Source organism: Ahniella affigens (genome assembly GCF_003015185.1).
GTDB lineage: Bacteria > Pseudomonadota > Gammaproteobacteria > Xanthomonadales > Ahniellaceae > Ahniella > Ahniella affigens.
This window is the reverse complement of record NZ_CP027860.1, coordinates 347,673-361,917: the sequence shown is the minus strand read 5'-3', so window position 1 is coordinate 361,917 and position 14,245 is coordinate 347,673. Positions and strand designations below refer to the sequence as shown.

At 60.7% G+C, this 14,245-nt stretch carries 12 protein-coding genes; 3 read left to right on the top strand and 9 right to left on the bottom strand.

Annotated features, from left to right (window positions below):
• Positions 1-291 precede the first annotated feature (291 nt).
• From ftsL to C7S18_RS01270, 3 genes are all read right to left on the bottom strand, one after another.
• Positions 292-561, bottom strand: coding sequence for a cell division protein FtsL (ftsL, locus tag C7S18_RS01280; protein WP_106889840.1), 270 nt, complete (start codon positions 559-561; stop codon positions 292-294).
• Positions 558-1,451 (bottom strand): 16S rRNA (cytosine(1402)-N(4))-methyltransferase RsmH, encoded by an 894-nt coding sequence (gene rsmH / locus C7S18_RS01275; RefSeq protein WP_106889839.1) that lies wholly within the window; start codon positions 1,449-1,451, stop codon positions 558-560. The genes ftsL and rsmH overlap by 4 nt, the downstream gene beginning before the upstream one ends.
• Positions 1,452-1,545: 94 nt before the next feature.
• On the bottom strand, positions 1,546-1,947 hold the full coding sequence (locus C7S18_RS01270; RefSeq protein WP_240624067.1) for a division/cell wall cluster transcriptional repressor MraZ: 402 nt from the start codon (positions 1,945-1,947) through the stop codon (positions 1,546-1,548).
• A 304-nt stretch (positions 1,948-2,251) separates the two neighbouring features.
• Between C7S18_RS01270 and C7S18_RS01265 the strand changes: the two genes are divergently transcribed.
• A complete protein-coding gene (locus C7S18_RS01265) occupies positions 2,252-4,429 on the top strand; it encodes a M3 family metallopeptidase (RefSeq protein ID WP_106889837.1) in 2,178 nt (725 codons plus the stop codon).
• Positions 4,430-5,295: 866 nt separating this feature from the next.
• Here C7S18_RS01265 and C7S18_RS01260 read toward each other — a convergent pair.
• From C7S18_RS01260 to C7S18_RS25235, 6 genes are all read right to left on the bottom strand, one after another.
• Positions 5,296-6,165 carry a sigma-70 family RNA polymerase sigma factor gene (locus tag C7S18_RS01260; RefSeq protein ID WP_106889836.1) on the bottom strand — a complete coding sequence of 290 codons (870 nt, stop codon included), beginning with the start codon at positions 6,163-6,165 and terminating at the stop codon, positions 5,296-5,298.
• A 5-nt stretch (positions 6,166-6,170) separates the two neighbouring features.
• A complete protein-coding gene (locus C7S18_RS01255; protein WP_106889835.1) occupies positions 6,171-7,367 on the bottom strand; it encodes an acetyl-CoA C-acyltransferase in 1,197 nt (398 codons plus the stop codon).
• Positions 7,368-7,390: 23 nt separating this feature from the next.
• Positions 7,391-9,775 (bottom strand): 3-hydroxyacyl-CoA dehydrogenase/enoyl-CoA hydratase family protein, encoded by a 2,385-nt coding sequence (locus C7S18_RS01250; protein ID WP_106889834.1) that lies wholly within the window; start codon positions 9,773-9,775, stop codon positions 7,391-7,393.
• A 24-nt stretch (positions 9,776-9,799) separates the two neighbouring features.
• Entirely contained in the window at positions 9,800-10,420 is a 621-nt protein-coding gene (locus C7S18_RS01245; protein WP_106889833.1) for a TetR/AcrR family transcriptional regulator, read from the bottom strand.
• A 291-nt stretch (positions 10,421-10,711) separates the two neighbouring features.
• Positions 10,712-12,271, bottom strand: coding sequence for a bifunctional phosphoribosylaminoimidazolecarboxamide formyltransferase/IMP cyclohydrolase (purH, locus tag C7S18_RS01240; protein ID WP_106889832.1), 1,560 nt, complete (start codon positions 12,269-12,271; stop codon positions 10,712-10,714).
• 200 nt (positions 12,272-12,471) lie between these two features.
• Positions 12,472-13,131: a helix-turn-helix domain-containing protein gene (locus C7S18_RS25235; protein ID WP_425481087.1), complete on the bottom strand. Its 660-nt coding sequence runs from the start codon at positions 13,129-13,131 to the stop codon at positions 12,472-12,474.
• On the opposite strand from C7S18_RS25235, the gene C7S18_RS01230 reads away from it, so the two are divergent.
• On the top strand, positions 13,130-13,732 hold the full coding sequence (locus C7S18_RS01230; protein WP_106889831.1) for a DUF4126 domain-containing protein: 603 nt from the start codon (positions 13,130-13,132) through the stop codon (positions 13,730-13,732). The genes C7S18_RS25235 and C7S18_RS01230 overlap by 2 nt on opposite strands.
• A gap of 6 nt (positions 13,733-13,738) precedes the next feature.
• Positions 13,739-14,167: a CopD family protein gene (locus C7S18_RS01225; RefSeq protein WP_106889830.1), complete on the top strand. Its 429-nt coding sequence runs from the start codon at positions 13,739-13,741 to the stop codon at positions 14,165-14,167.
• Positions 14,168-14,245 lie beyond the last annotated feature (78 nt).

The window sequence follows — 14,245 nt, the reverse complement described above, 5'->3', positions numbered from 1 at the left end:
CGCCCCCTGCCCGACAACAACGCAAAAAGCGCCGGGACCGTTTGGTCCAGCGCAAAGCGGGCGCCCTGCTCTCGCAGGTACGCGATGTCGCCCCAGAGCCTTGGTCGGGCTTGGGTTCTGGCCTGAGTTCTTCCCCCTCACGGCCTGTCTCTCTTCGTCGTTGTTAGTGCACTGGTGCGAGTTGGGACAATCCCTTTCCCGCGCCGTTCTTTGGCCTTGCCCTCTTTTGAGGCTTCGCCTGCTTGCCTTATGTCGACAGCTCTGCTGATTCGATACGTCGAACCACTTTCGCTACCGCCGGATCACCACCGTCTCGGCTGGACCCGGGTAAATCATTCCCATTTGACTGCTGGCGAACTGCTCCAAACGGGAGCTGTCGGTCAGCGTGGCCTGTTCCAGTTGCAGACGGCCGAACTCGGTATTGAGTTCGTCCCGCTCCCGCTCGAGCTGATTGAGCTCGATGAACAGGCGCCGGCTCTCCTGCCGGCTTTTGACCACCGCGATGGCACTCGCGATGGTCAGAATCAGGGTCAACAACACCAGCAACCACCGCCAGCTCATCGCACGCGCTCCGCTACACGAAGCACGGCGCTGCGCGCCCGCGGGTTGTCGGCCAGTTCGGCCGCCGTTGCCGTTTCGGCACCGCCAATCAGGCGGAACCGCTTGGCAACCGCGACCGGTGGCGGCAGATTGCGCCGCACCGGCGGACTCTCGGCATCACCGCGCATAAAGCGCTTGACGATCCGATCCTCCAGCGAGTGGAAGCTGATCACCGATAGTCGGCCACCGGCTTTCAACACCGTCGCAGCTGCTTCCAGTCCAGCCTCAAGGTCAGGCAATTCCCGATTGACCGCCATCCTGAGCGCCTGAAAGGTGCGGGTCGCCGGGTGTTTGCCCGGTTCTCCACGCCCCACCACGCGCTTCACCAAGTCCGCCAAGGCCAGGGTGGTCGTGATCGGATGCTCCGATCGCGTGGTCACCACGGCTTTGGCGATCCGGCGGCTCATCCGTTCCTCGCCATACCGCCACAACACATCCGCCAACTCCGCCTCACCAATCACCGCCAGCCAATCCGCCACGCTTTGGCCCCGACTCGGATCCATGCGCATGTCCAACGGGCCGTCTGCCATGAAGCTGAACCCGCGAATCGGCTGATCGAGCTGCGGCGATGACACGCCGAGGTCGAGCAGCACGCCGTCGAGCCCGGCGGCCACCGTCGGCAGCAGGGCCATGTCGGCAAAGCTGCGATGGTGAATCTCGACCCGAGGGTCAAGCGCCGCCAAAGCCTCAGCGACGGCGATCGCCTCCGGGTCTTTGTCCATCACCAGCAGGCGACCATCGGGTCCCAGCTGGTTGAGCAATGCGCGGGCATGCCCACCGCGACCAAATGTCCCATCGAGGTAGATCCCCGCAGGCTTGATCGCCAGTCCGGCAATTGCGGCGTCGCACATCACCGGTACATGCACCACCACATTCACTCCTGTTCTGTTTGCAGCCTCCTGCCGCGGTTCCTCGTCCTCGTACTGCCCAGTCTCCGCGCGATGGCTACAGACTCAGCTTCATCATGTCTGGCGTGACCTCGGCCTCACCGATCGTGGCCGCGATCTGTTTCTGGTGCGCCGATTCACTCCACAGCTCGAACTTCGCGCCCATGCCAAGCAGCACAGCGTTCTTCTCGATCTTGGCCGACGCACGCTGGCTCGCCGGAACCAGCAGGCGACCGTTGCTATCGCACTCCACCACCGTGGCTGCACCGACCAACTTCATTTGCAGATTGCGATGCACCGCGTTGAGGCTCGACAGCCCGTTGACCTGGTCGCGCAGCTTTTCCCAGTCACGCACCGGGAAGATCCACAGGCAACCCTGTTCAAACGGGTTGTAGACAAACACCAGTTTGTTGCCACACTGCGCGGACACGGTCTCCCGATAGGTGCTCGGAATGGACATCCGGCCCTTGTCGTCGATCGTGATGGCGGTTTCACCTTGAAACACTGTGGCAACAACGCTCTCTGCTTATCTATTCCACGAAAACCCACCAAAAAACAGTTTTTGGCACTAAAGCCCACCATAGACCCCGGAATATTCGAAGTCAAGGAACTTTCAGGGGTTTTTTCGCGCTTTCGTGACCCAGTCGACGCCGCGATTGCTGCGTCGCAGCAGACGAAAATCAACGTGACTCAGGACTTCCGGCCCTGTGCCCTGATCAATTTCGCGCGAGAATCGCAGTTCTTTTGTCCCTGGAACGTCCGCCATGATTCCTGCAGTCCGAAAAACCCTGATCACCCTGGCCGTATGCGTCTCGCTTAGCGCCTGCCAATCCGAACCGGAAACCCCCGCTGTGACCGACGCTCCCAAACCCGAAGCGCAAGCCCCCGCGCAGGCTGGCGACTGGGCAAGCAATCCGTTTTCGAAAGCGAGCACCTTGCCGCTGCAGGCCCCCGATTTTTCGGCGATCCGCGATGAGCACTACGCCCCCGCGCTGACCGAAGCCATGCGCTTGCAATTGGAGGCCGTCGAGGCCATTGCCAACAACGCCGAGCCAGCGACGTTCGTGAACACGATCGAGGCCCTGGAGCGTTCGGGCGAAACCTTGCTCCGCGTCGCCAATGTGTTCTTCTACGTGACGGGCTCGTACACAAACGACACACTGGATCAGGTGCAGGCCGACTTTGCGCCCAAGCTCGCCGCCCATCAGGACGCCATCACACTGAATGAGGCCCTGTTCGCCCGCGTGAAATCGTTGTACGAACAGCGCGCCACGCTCGGGCTGACGCCTGAGCAGGAATCGGTGCTGACCCGTTACTACCTGAACTTCACACGCAATGGCGCGCTGCTGCAGGGTGATGCCCGGGAGCAACTGAAAACGCTGAACGGCCGACTGTCCGAGGTTCAGACCAAGTTCCAGCAGAACGTTTTGGAAGGCACCAAGAACGCCGCGGTTCACGTGACCGATGCGGCAGCGCTCGCGGGCCTGGAGCAAAGCGACTTGGACACCGCCGCCGCCGCCGCGAAGGACGCAGGCAAGGACGGCTGGCTGTTCGCCATCGTCAACACGTCGACGCAACCGCTGCTCAGCAAGGCTCAGAATCGCGAATTCCGCGAGCGCCTGTACAAAGCCTCGATCGAGCGCAACACCAGCGGCCCGAATGACAACCAGCCGCTGATTCTGGAAATCGCCAAACTTCGCGCCGAGCGCGCCAAGCTGCTTGGCTACAACAACTTCGCTGACTACATCATCGAAGATCAGATGGCGAAGACCGCTGCCAACGCCAAGAAGCTGATGCAGGACGTCGCGGCTCCGTCGGTCGCGGCGGCAAAGAAGGACGCCGGCGAATTGCAGGCCCTGATTGATGAGGCTGGCGGCAAGTTCAAGCTGGCACCTTGGGACTGGCAGTTCTACGCCGAGAAGCTCCGCGCCAAGAAATACAACCTTGACGAATCGCAAGTTCGCCCGTACTTCGAAGCCGATTCGGTTCTCAACAACGGTGTGTTCTTTGCAGCCAACAAACTGTTCGGCCTGACGTTCAAGGAACGCACCGACCTGCCGGTCTACGACAAAGTCGTGCGTACCTTCGATGTGTTTGATGCCAATGGCGACCAGCTCGGCATTTACTATCTCGACCTCTTCGCACGCCCGAACAAGCGCGGCGGCGCCTGGATGACCAACTTTGTCGATCAGTCCTACCTCTTTGGCACCAAACCGGTCGTCACCAACAATCTGAATGTCCCGAAGCCTGCTGACGGCCAACCGGTGCTGCTGACTTCGGATGAAATGAACACGCTGTTCCACGAGTTTGGTCACGCCCTGCATGGCTTGTTCGCCAATCATCAGTATCCGCTGCAGTCGGGCACCAGCACGCCGCGCGACTTCGTCGAGTTCCCGTCGCAGTGGTTCGAGAACTGGGCTTATGAACCGACCGTGCTGCGGAACTTCGCCAAGCACCACGAGACCGGCGAAACGATTCCAGACGAGCTGGTGCAGAAGATCAAGAACGCATCCAGTTTCAACGCCGGCTTTGCCTCGACCGAATATCTGGCATCGGCCCTGCTCGACATGAGCTGGCATGAACTCGATGGCGCGACCATGCCGACCGACGTACTCGCTTTCGAGCGCCAGGCCCTGGAGCAGAACGGCGTTTACATGGACGAGATCTACCCGCGGTATCGCAGCACGTATTTCTCGCATGTATTCCCGGGCGGCTACTCGGCGGGTTACTACAGCTATCTGTGGTGCGAAGTGCTCGATGCCGATGCATTTGCCGGCTTCACCGAGCGCGGTGGCATGACCCGCGAGAACGGCGATGCGTTCCGCAAGCAAGTGCTGGGCATTGGTGGCGTTGGTGATCTGCTCGCTCAATACACCGCATGGCGCGGTGCGCCGCCGAAGGCCGATGCGCTGATGGTCCGCCGCGGGTTCGACAAGAAGTAAATGGTTCTACGCAAAAAACCCGCTCCAGGCGACTGGGGCGGGTTTTTTCATGGGCCGGGTTTCTCGATCCGTACGGAAGTGCAAGACTGTATGGACTGATGCAAGGGGGCCTTCAGGCCCGAACCAAGCAAGCCGCAAGATTGATTCGCCCTTTTGTAGGAGGGCCTTCAGGCCCGAACCAAGCTTGCCGCAAGATTGATTCGCCCTTTTGTGGGATGGCCTTCAGGCCCGAACCAAGCTGGCCGCAAGATTGACTCGCCCTTTTGTGGGAGGGCCTTCAGGCCCGAACCAAGCTTGCCGCAAGATTGATTCGCCCTTTTGTGGGAGGGCCTTCAGGCCCGAACCAAGCAAGCCGCAAGATTGATTCGCCCTTTTGTAGGAGGGCGTTCAGGCCCGAACCAAGCTTGCCGCACGATTGATTCGCCCTTTTGTGGGAGGGCCTTCAGGCCCGAACCAAGCTGGCCGCAAGATTGATTCGCCCTTTTGTAGGAGGGCCTTCAGGCCCGAATCAAGCTTGCCGCAAGATTGATTCGCCTTTTTGTAGGAGGGCCTTCAGGCCCGAACCAAGCTGGCCGCAAGATTGATTCGCGCCTAACGCCGCTCTCATCAAATACGCCATAACCCATTGGTTTTCCGAACCAATGAATTGCGCGTGCTGATGATTCTGACCGCAAGTAACCCCCTCCCCCGCGATCGCGGGGGAGGGAGTCGACTCCCGCTCCCACGCGAGTGGAAGCGGGCTGGGGAGAGGGCTACTTGCCACACTGTGCCGTCGTGAAAATCGCGAATCGTCGCCGACCGTTTGATGCGCGAATAAGCGCACCTTCGGTGCGACCATAGCGCCCACAAGAATCGATACAAACCCCTCAACCGCGATTCAATTTTTGGATCCGGGCGATCGCTTCGGCCTCGATCTGGCGCACCCGCTCTCTAGAAATACCAAGTACTTCAGCTACCTCTGCAAGCGACTGCGCCGCGCGCTCGTTCAGACCAAATCGACGCTCCAGCACTTCCCGACTGCGCGGCTGCAGAGACTCCAACCAACCCTGCAATTTGGATTCGTTGCCCGACTCAATCAGCAACGCCTCTGGGTTCTCAGATTCCGCACTGACCAAATCTGCTAGCAGCCGCTCGTCATCATCCGACACCGCCTGATCGAGCGAATCGACGCGCTCGTGAAAGCGGTAGATTTCCGAAACGTCCGCCACCGGCCGGTTGAGCGCTCTGGCGATCTCATCAAGCGACGGTTCGCGGCCAAGTGACTGGGCGAGTTCGCGCGCTGCACGCAGCACTTGGGCTAATTCGCGCAACACATGCACGGGCAGGCGCACGGCGCGCGTCTGCCGCATCAAGGCAAATTCTATGGCCTGACGGATCCACCACATGGCGTAGGTGGAGAAGCGAAACCCGCGCTCAGGATCAAACTTCTCCACCGCGCGGATCAACCCGAGATTGCCCTCGGCAATCAACTCAATCAACGGCAGGCCGCGAGCCTGGTAGGGCCGCGCGGCGCTCACCACCAATCGCAAATTCGCCTCAATCATCTGGCCTCGAGCCAAGGCGTCGCCAGTTCGCACCCGCCGGGCGAGCGCCAGTTCCTGCTCGGCATCAAGCAGTGAAATCCCGCCGATGTCATTCAGGTATGCCTGGGTGACATCGGCTTCTTGCGTCTCCACACGCGGATCGACCGCGGGCGTTGCGGCCGGTTCTTCCGAGAACGGTCGATCGCGATTCACAAGTCTTACAACGACTCAATAATTCCAGCCGCACCCATGCCGGTACCAATACACATGGTCACCATGCCGTATTTCTGCTGACGACGCTTCAGGCCATGAACCAGAGTCGCGACACGAATCGCGCCGGTCGCACCGAGCGGATGACCGAGCGCAATCGCGCCACCAAGCGGATTCACGCGGCCAGCATCGAGCCCCAGATCGTTGATCACGGCGAGCGCCTGCGCGGCAAACGCTTCGTTCAACTCGATCCAGTCCAGTTTGTCCTGGCTGATGCCGGCTTGCTTGCAGACTTTCGGAATGGCTGCCTTCGGACCAATGCCCATGATTTCGGGCGGCACGCCTGCGACCGCAAACGACACGAAGCGCGCAATCGGCTGCAAGCCGAAGTCCTTCACGGCCTGCTCGCTTGCCAGCAGCACCGCACCCGCGCCATCGGACATCTGCGAGCTGTTGCCGGCTGTGACTGAGCCCTTGTTACGGAACACCGGCTTCAAATTGCCCAGGCCTTCGATGCTGGCATCCGGACGCGGACCTTCGTCCTGACTGATCGACTTGCGCTTGACGACCACTTGGCGCGTGTCGAGATTCGGCAGGCGATCGTCGATGTCGTACGGCAGAATCTCGTCGGCGAATTCACCTGTTTCGATGGCCTTCATCGCCTTCTGATGCGAACGCAGCGCGAATTGGTCCTGCGCCTCGCGCGTGATCTTCCACTGCTCAGCGACCTTCTCGGCGGTGATGCCCATGCCGTAGGCAATGGCCACGTTCTCGTCCTGGAATACGGCCGGATTCATCGCAACCTTCGAGCCCATCATCGGGATCATGCTCATGCTCTCGGTGCCGGCCGCAATCATCAGATCGGCCTCACCGAGGCGGATGCGATCGGCGGCGAGCGCGACCGCTTGCACGCCAGACGAGCAAAAGCGGTTGATCGTCATGGCCGCAACCGAATTCGGAATGCCAGCCAGCAGCGCGCCGATGCGGGCCACATTCATGCCCTGCTCGGCTTCGGGCATCGCACAACCGACAACAATGTCATCGAGGCGATTCAAATCGAGTTGCGGAAACGGCTTCAGCACGCCCTTCAACACATGGGCGAGCAGGTCGTCCGGGCGCGTATTGCGAAAGACGCCGCGCGGGGCTTTGCCAACCGGCGTACGCACGGCGGCAACGATGTAGGCGTCTTGAATAATCTTGCTCATTGAGGAATCTCCTTCGTCGCCGATTAGTTGCGCAGCGGCTTGCCGGTGGTCAGCGTATGCTGGATGCGTTCCTGGGTCTTGGCCATCTGGGCCAACGCCACGAAATGCTTCAGCTCCAGATCGAGGAACCACTGTTCGTCGACCGTTTGACCGCGTTCGATGTCGCCACCACACAGTGTGTCGGCAATGCGGCTGCCGATTTCCATGTCGTGCGGCGACACAAAGCGACCTTCCAGCATGTTGACCAGCATCATCTTCAACGTGGCAGTGCCGACATCGCCAGCGACGGGTACCGCACGCGCCGTGGCGGGCGGACGATAGCCAGTCTCAGCAAGCGCCTTCGCTTCGGACTTCGCGACGTACAGCAGCTCGTGCGGGTTGAACACGACGACATCGCTCTGGCGCAGCAGACCAAGCTCCTTCGCTTCGAGCGCAGAACCCGAGACCGTAGCCATCGCCACCGTCTGGAACACCTTCTGCAGAAACGGGAAGACATCGCCACTCGACGACGCCTGCGCCGCGGCATTCGCACGCAACGCCAATTCCTTCAGACCACCGCCAGCCGGCAGCAGGCCGACGCCCGCTTCCACGAGGCCAATATAGCTTTCGAGCGCTGCAACGGTGCGCGCCGAATGCATCTGGAACTCACAGCCGCCGCCAAGCGCCATGCCACGGACCGCAGCCACCACCGGCACCAGCGAGTACTTGATGCGCATCGACGTTTGCTGGAAGCGATCGACCATCGCTTCGAGATCGGCGATCTTGTTTGCTTGCAGCGCGGCCATCGCGCCGGTCAGATCAGCTCCCGCCGAGAACGGCTCACCATGCTGCCAGATCACGAGTCCTTTGAAACGACGCTCGGCCTCGTCCACCGCGCGATTGACTGCGTCGAGCACACCGGCGCTGACCGTGTTCATCTTCGTCTTGAATGACAGAATCGCAATGTCATCACCCTGATGCCAGCAACGGGCATCCGGCGTTTCGAATACGGTTTCGCCCGGATGTGGCAGTTCGCCAATCAACGGATCCGGGAACAGTTGGCGCTTGTAAACCGGCGCCTTGCTGCGCGACCGGAAGGTGTTGTCGCGCGGCGCAAACGAGCCGTGCGCGGCATGCACGCCGGCGCGATTGCCGTCAGTCACCCACTTGGGCAACGGCGCATCCACCATCGTTTCGCCAGCCGCGATTTCGGCCGTTATAGCGGCGGCAATCGTCTTCCAGCCAGCAGCCTGCCAAGTTTCGAACGGACCATGCATCCAGCCGTAACCCCAGCGGATCGCAAAGTCGACATCGCGGGCGTTGTCGGCGATTTCTTCCAGGTGATACGCAGTGTAGTGGAACAGATCGCGGAAGCACGCCCACAGGAACTGTGCCTGCGGATCTGCCGACGCCCGCAGCGCCTGGAAGCGCTCGGCCGGGTTTTTGATCCTGAGCGCCGCCTCGACATCGGGCGACACTTTGCCAGTCTGCGGTTTGTAGGTCTGCGTGGCCAGATCAAGGACGAGAATATCCTTGTCCTGCTTCATGTAGATGCCAGCTTTGGCCTTCTGACCCAATGCGCCTTTCTCGATCAGGCCCTTCAGCCAGTCCGGGGCGACGAAGAACTCCTTCCACGGATCGTTTGGCAGGGTATCGGCCATCGTCTTGATGACATGCGCCATGGTGTCAAGACCCACCACATCCGCGGTGCGGTACGTGGCGCTTTTCGGACGGCCGATTGCCGGACCGGTCAGGGCATCGACCACGTCGAAACTCAGACTAAAGCGCTTGGTGTGATGCATCACCGAGAGCATCGAGAACACGCCAATGCGGTTGCCGATGAAGTTCGGCGTGTCTTTCGCACGCACCACGCCCTTGCCGAGCACCGTGGTCAGAAATGCTTCGAGTTCTTCGACAATGCGCGGGTCGGTGCGGCGGATCGGAATCAGCTCGCACAGATGCATGTAGCGTGGCGGGTTGAAAAAGTGCACACCCAGGAACCGCTCATGCCGTTCGGGCGGCAGCGCTTCGGCGAGCGCATTGATACTGAGGCCAGATGTATTGGTGGCGAGGACCACATCGTCGCGCAGATGCGGCACGATCTTGCGATAGAGGTCGTGCTTCCAGTCCATGCGTTCGGCAATGGCTTCGATGACCAGATCGCAATGCTTCAAGAGCGGCAGATGCTGCTCATAGTTCGCTGCCTGGATCTCGGCGGCCTTGCCCTTGGTTGCCAGCGGCGACGGCGACAGCTTGCTCAAATTCGCCAGCGCCTTTTGCACGACGCCATTCGGATCGCCTTCTTTGGCTGGCAGGTCGAACAGAATCACTTCCACACTGGCGTTGGCCAGATGCGCAGCGATTTGCGCACCCATGACGCCGGCGCCGAGCACGGCGACTCGGCGAACTCGCAGATTGATATCACTCATTGGATGGTTCCAGGTAAAGATGGATCAGGGCGCGCGCAGACCAGCCGCAGCAAAGCGCACAAACTGCTTCGCGGCATTGGCACGGTGCTGTTCTTCGGTCAGCGTCGGCGGCTTCTTGATCATGCCGAAATCGCTCATGGCGTACGTCAGCGCGCCGCTGACAAAGTCGAGCCGCCAGTACAGGTCTTCCTTCTGCAGCTCGGGTACGAATTGGTGGATGGCCTTGGCGAATTCCTTCAGCACATGGCCATAGTTGTCGGATACGAATCGGCGCAGCCGCTGATCCTGCTCGGCAAATGCACGGGCCAAGAGGCGCACGAAGCTTTGTCCACCCCCGCGGTCCGAAGCAAGATGCAACGCCGGCGCAACAAAGGCCTCGAGAATTGACTCCAGGCTCACGGGCTTGGTCGCCAGCGCCTTGTTCAAGGACTTGGTGCGTTCGGCCGTGAGCTCATCCAGGCGCCGCTTGAACAGCTCATTGATGAGGTTTTCTTTGGAACCGAAGTGATAGTTGACGGCCGCCAGATTGACATTGGCTGACGCAGTGACCTGACGGAGCGAGGCACCGGCGAAGCCGGAGCGCGCGAACAAATCCTCGGCAGCGCTCAGGATGCGCTCCTTGGTCGAAAAATGCGGATTGCTCAAGGCGGGTCCCTTTTGGACTGTATCAAACGAACGTTTTAATCGTATCGACCCAAGCCACTTGCGGTCAAGGCGTCCCGTAAAAAGTCATGAGCCGAATTTCAGGCAAAGGCGCCATGGTCACCGTTGCGCCAAAACCGCTCAGAAATCCGCAAATCACGCCTACTCTGTTGATTTCTTGAGCACTTTCGGCGGGAGCCGCTTCCCCGCCTGCCTCCTGCTTCCCGGCCAGTCCGCCTGAATCCGGCCGGGTTTGGTCCGAGCCGCCATCAGATATGGCGGTTTCAGCGCCGCTCAGTGCCGGAAATGCCGGCGACCCGTAAAGACCATCGCCATACCGTGCTCATCGGCCGCTGCGATCACTTCCTTATCGCGCATGGAGCCCCCGGGCTGAATCACCGCGCGAATGCCAGCAGCCGCTGCGGCATCGATACCGTCCCGAAACGGGAAGAATGCGTCGGACGCCATGACCGAGCCAGCCACTTGCAAGCCTGCCTCTTCGGCTTTCAGCGCGGCAATCTTGGCGCTGACAACGCGACTCATCTGCCCGGCACCGACGCCAATGGTTCGCCGGTTGCGGGCGTACACAATCGCATTGGACTTCACGAAAAATGCCACCTTCCAAGCAAACAGCAAATCGTCCAACTCCTCGGCACTCGGTGCACGCTTGCTGACCACCTTCAAGTCGGCCACTGTCAACGCGTCGGTATCGAGATCCTGCACGAGCAAGCCGCCGCGAATGCGCTTGTAGTCGCGCGTTGGCGGGCTGCTCTGAAACGGGCCAGTGCGGAGCACGCGCACATTGGGCTTCGTCGCCAACGCCGCGCGCGCTTCGACCTCGATGTCTGGCGCAATCACCACTTCGACGAACTGGCGCTTGATGATCTCGGCGGCGGTCGCGCCATCGAGACTACGGTTGAATGCGATGATGCCGCCAAATGCTGATACTGGATCCGTTGCGTAAGCAAGATCATAGGCCTGCAAAATGTGCGCGCCCTCGGCCACACCGCACGGATTCGCATGCTTGACGATGACCGCCGCCGGGCCCGGAAACTGCTTCACGCATTCCAGTGCCGCTTCGGCGTCCGCCAGGTTGTTGTACGAGAGCTCCTTGCCGCCAAGTACTTCGGCGCGGGCGACGACATCGCCGGGCGCATCGGCCTCGACGTACAGGGCGCCACGCTGATGCGGATTCTCGCCATACCGGAGCACACTCTGGCGCTGCAACGAGAGGTGCAGGGTGGGTGCATAGCCTGGTTCGGCATCGTCTCGCGCACCGAGCCACTCGGCAATCATGCCGTCGTAACGTGCCGTGTGCGCGTACACTTTGGCCGCAAGGCGACGACGGGCTGGAAACGAGATCCCACCCTGGGCCAAGGCCTGCAGGTAGTCGGCGTAGTCACTCGGATCACACAACACCGTCAGACGATCATGGTTCTTCGCCGCCGCACGCAGCATGGCGGGACCACCGATATCGATGTTCTCAACCGCATCGGCCTCACTGACGTCAGGCTTCGCAATCGTGGCGGCAAACGGATAGAGGTTGACCACCAACAAATCGATCGGCTCGATGCCGAACTCGGCCATGACGGGCGCATCCATTGGCAGTCTGCCAAGCAGCGCACCGTGGACCTTCGGGTGCAGCGTCTTGACGCGACCATCCATGATCTCAGGCGAACCGGTGTAGGCGGCCACGTCTTCGACCGGCAAGCCGGCATCGCGCAGCGCTTTGGCACTACCGCCCGTGGACAACAGATGCACGCCTTGGGCCACCAGCGCCCGCGCGAGTTCAACAAGGCCGGTCTTGTCCGAAACAGACAAGAGCGCACGGCGCGGAACGATCAGATCACTCATGGCGGTCACCCACTAGCCGGAAAGCCCGACATTATAGCGGCCAGGCCGACGAGCCCCGGGCAGTTCCGCTGATGGCGAATCAAAGACGCCGCGACTTGGCATGAAGTGGCACGTGGTGCCGAACCAACTGTGCGCCAATGCCTTTCAGCGGCGGCTTGAAATGTGCCGCGCGTCATGAGGCAGGCCACAACCGCGAGCGCTCAGCCCAATTCTTCGAGCTTCTTTCGAAGGGTGGCACGCGAGATCCCGAGGGTCGCCGCGGACTGGGTCAGATTGCCTTCAAAGTGCTTGAGCACTTCCTGAAACAAAGGGCCTTCCACTTCACGCATCACGAGACGATAAAGGTCTTCAGCGACTTCGTCGCCCGCTTGCGCGAGGTAGCGGCGCACCGCCTTCGCGACGCATTCGCGGAGCACGGGTGCGGTACTGAATTCGGAAGTTTCGAGTCGATGCGAAGGCGTCGTCATGGCCAGCTTGTAGTATCCCTGCGGAGACGAATCATAACGCAAGAAAATCGCGCGCTTGCGGCTTTCCCGCTGGTTTTTTGTGACGTGAAAAGCCGCGCTCAAGGCATTGGCACTGGAATCAAGAAGTTGCCTCTTACTTGCAATGTTTACTGTGAACTGCTGCGAGATTTGGCCCGATTGGGACACGCGGCGCGCGCACGTTCCACTGACCATCCTGCCAAAGATGCGTGAATCACTGGGTCTTGATGCCCTCGATTCAGTTGCACCGAACGTGAATCTGATAACGTTCCGGTCGATCGCAGGACCGTGTGGCAACCGCAATCGGTGCCGCCGCCGGGCCTGACGAGCCGGGTTCGTCAGCTGGCATCGCCAGCGCAGCAGGAGTCGAGTCATGAATGAGTACGTGAGTCCAACCACCGCCTTGGCATTGGGCATTACGCTGGCCTGGCTCGCCGGGATGCGGGTGTATCTCACCGTGTTTGGCGTGGGGATCGCCGGCCTGATGGGCTGGATGCCGATTCCGGAATCCATGCAGGCGGTGACCTCGCCCTGGATCTTGGGGCTTTGTCTCGCGATGGCTGGCATCGAGTTCATGGCCGATAAACTCCCCGGCGTCGATTCGATCTGGGACCTGATTCACACATTGGTTCGCATTCCCGGCGGCGCTTTTGTCGGCGGCCTTGCGTTGTCAGACGGCCAAGAACTCAGCACCGCCGGAATGGTCACTGGCGGCGCCGTGGCGCTGCTTGCGCACGGCCTGAAGTCCGGCACACGCGCATTGGTCAACCACTCGCCAGAACCAGTCAGCAACGCGGCAGTTTCGAGCACAGAGGATCTTGTCAGCGCGTCTGGTTTGGCGCTGGTCTTTGCGTATCCGTTTCTGTCGTTTGCGCTGTTGGTGATGTTCGCCGTGTTTCTGGTGCTGCTGGTCTGGGCGGCAAAGAGTCTGCTGGTGCGTCTGTTCGGCACCAGCAGCAATTTGCGCCCGGCCTGACGCTTCATGGCCTATATCAAAGCGTTTCACATCATCTTCGTGGTGGCCTGGTTCGCCGGTCTGTTCTACCTGCCGCGGCTGTTCATTTACCACCAAATGGCGAGCTCAGAAGCTGAGCATGCGCGCTTTGTCGTCATGGAGCGGCGCCTGCTTGGCATCACGCATATTGGCGGCATACTGGCGCTGGTCTTCGGGCTATGGTCGTTGTTCCGTTGGATTCAAGTCAGCCCGGACTTCATGCGCCAAGGTTGGTTGCATGCCAAGCTCACGCTGGTTGCCTTGTTGATCGCGTACCATGGCAGCCTGATGGTATTTGCCCGTCAGTTTGCCGAACGCCGCTTTAGCCGATCGGGTCGGTGGCTCAGAATCTACAACGAAATGCCCGCCCTCATTCTGATCGGGGTGGTGATTCTGGTGGTGGTCCGGCCGTTCTGAGGTCGCACCTGAACGCCGCAGTCCGTAACGTGCTGTGACGCAGCCCCGGATTATTGTCCCGGCCGCTCTTGCTATAGT

Coding starts and splice junctions, on each gene's coding strand:
- ftsL (WP_106889840.1), bottom strand. CDS start 561: ATGAGCTGGCGGTGGTTGCTGGTGTTGTTGACCCTGATTCTGACCATC.
- C7S18_RS01270 (WP_240624067.1), bottom strand. CDS start 1,947: ATGTCCATTCCGAGCACCTATCGGGAGACCGTGTCCGCGCAGTGTGGC.
- C7S18_RS01250 (WP_106889834.1), bottom strand. CDS start 9,775: ATGAGTGATATCAATCTGCGAGTTCGCCGAGTCGCCGTGCTCGGCGCC.
- C7S18_RS01230 (WP_106889831.1), top strand. CDS start 13,130: ATGAATGAGTACGTGAGTCCAACCACCGCCTTGGCATTGGGCATTACG.
- C7S18_RS01255 (WP_106889835.1), bottom strand. CDS start 7,367: ATGAGCAAGATTATTCAAGACGCCTACATCGTTGCCGCCGTGCGTACG.
- C7S18_RS01265 (WP_106889837.1), top strand. CDS start 2,252: ATGATTCCTGCAGTCCGAAAAACCCTGATCACCCTGGCCGTATGCGTC.
- C7S18_RS01225 (WP_106889830.1), top strand. CDS start 13,739: ATGGCCTATATCAAAGCGTTTCACATCATCTTCGTGGTGGCCTGGTTC.
- rsmH (WP_106889839.1), bottom strand. CDS start 1,451: ATGTGCGACGCCGCAATTGCCGGACTGGCGATCAAGCCTGCGGGGATC.
- C7S18_RS25235 (WP_425481087.1), bottom strand. CDS start 13,131: ATGACTCGACTCCTGCTGCGCTGGCGATGCCAGCTGACGAACCCGGCT.
- purH (WP_106889832.1), bottom strand. CDS start 12,271: ATGAGTGATCTGATCGTTCCGCGCCGTGCGCTCTTGTCTGTTTCGGAC.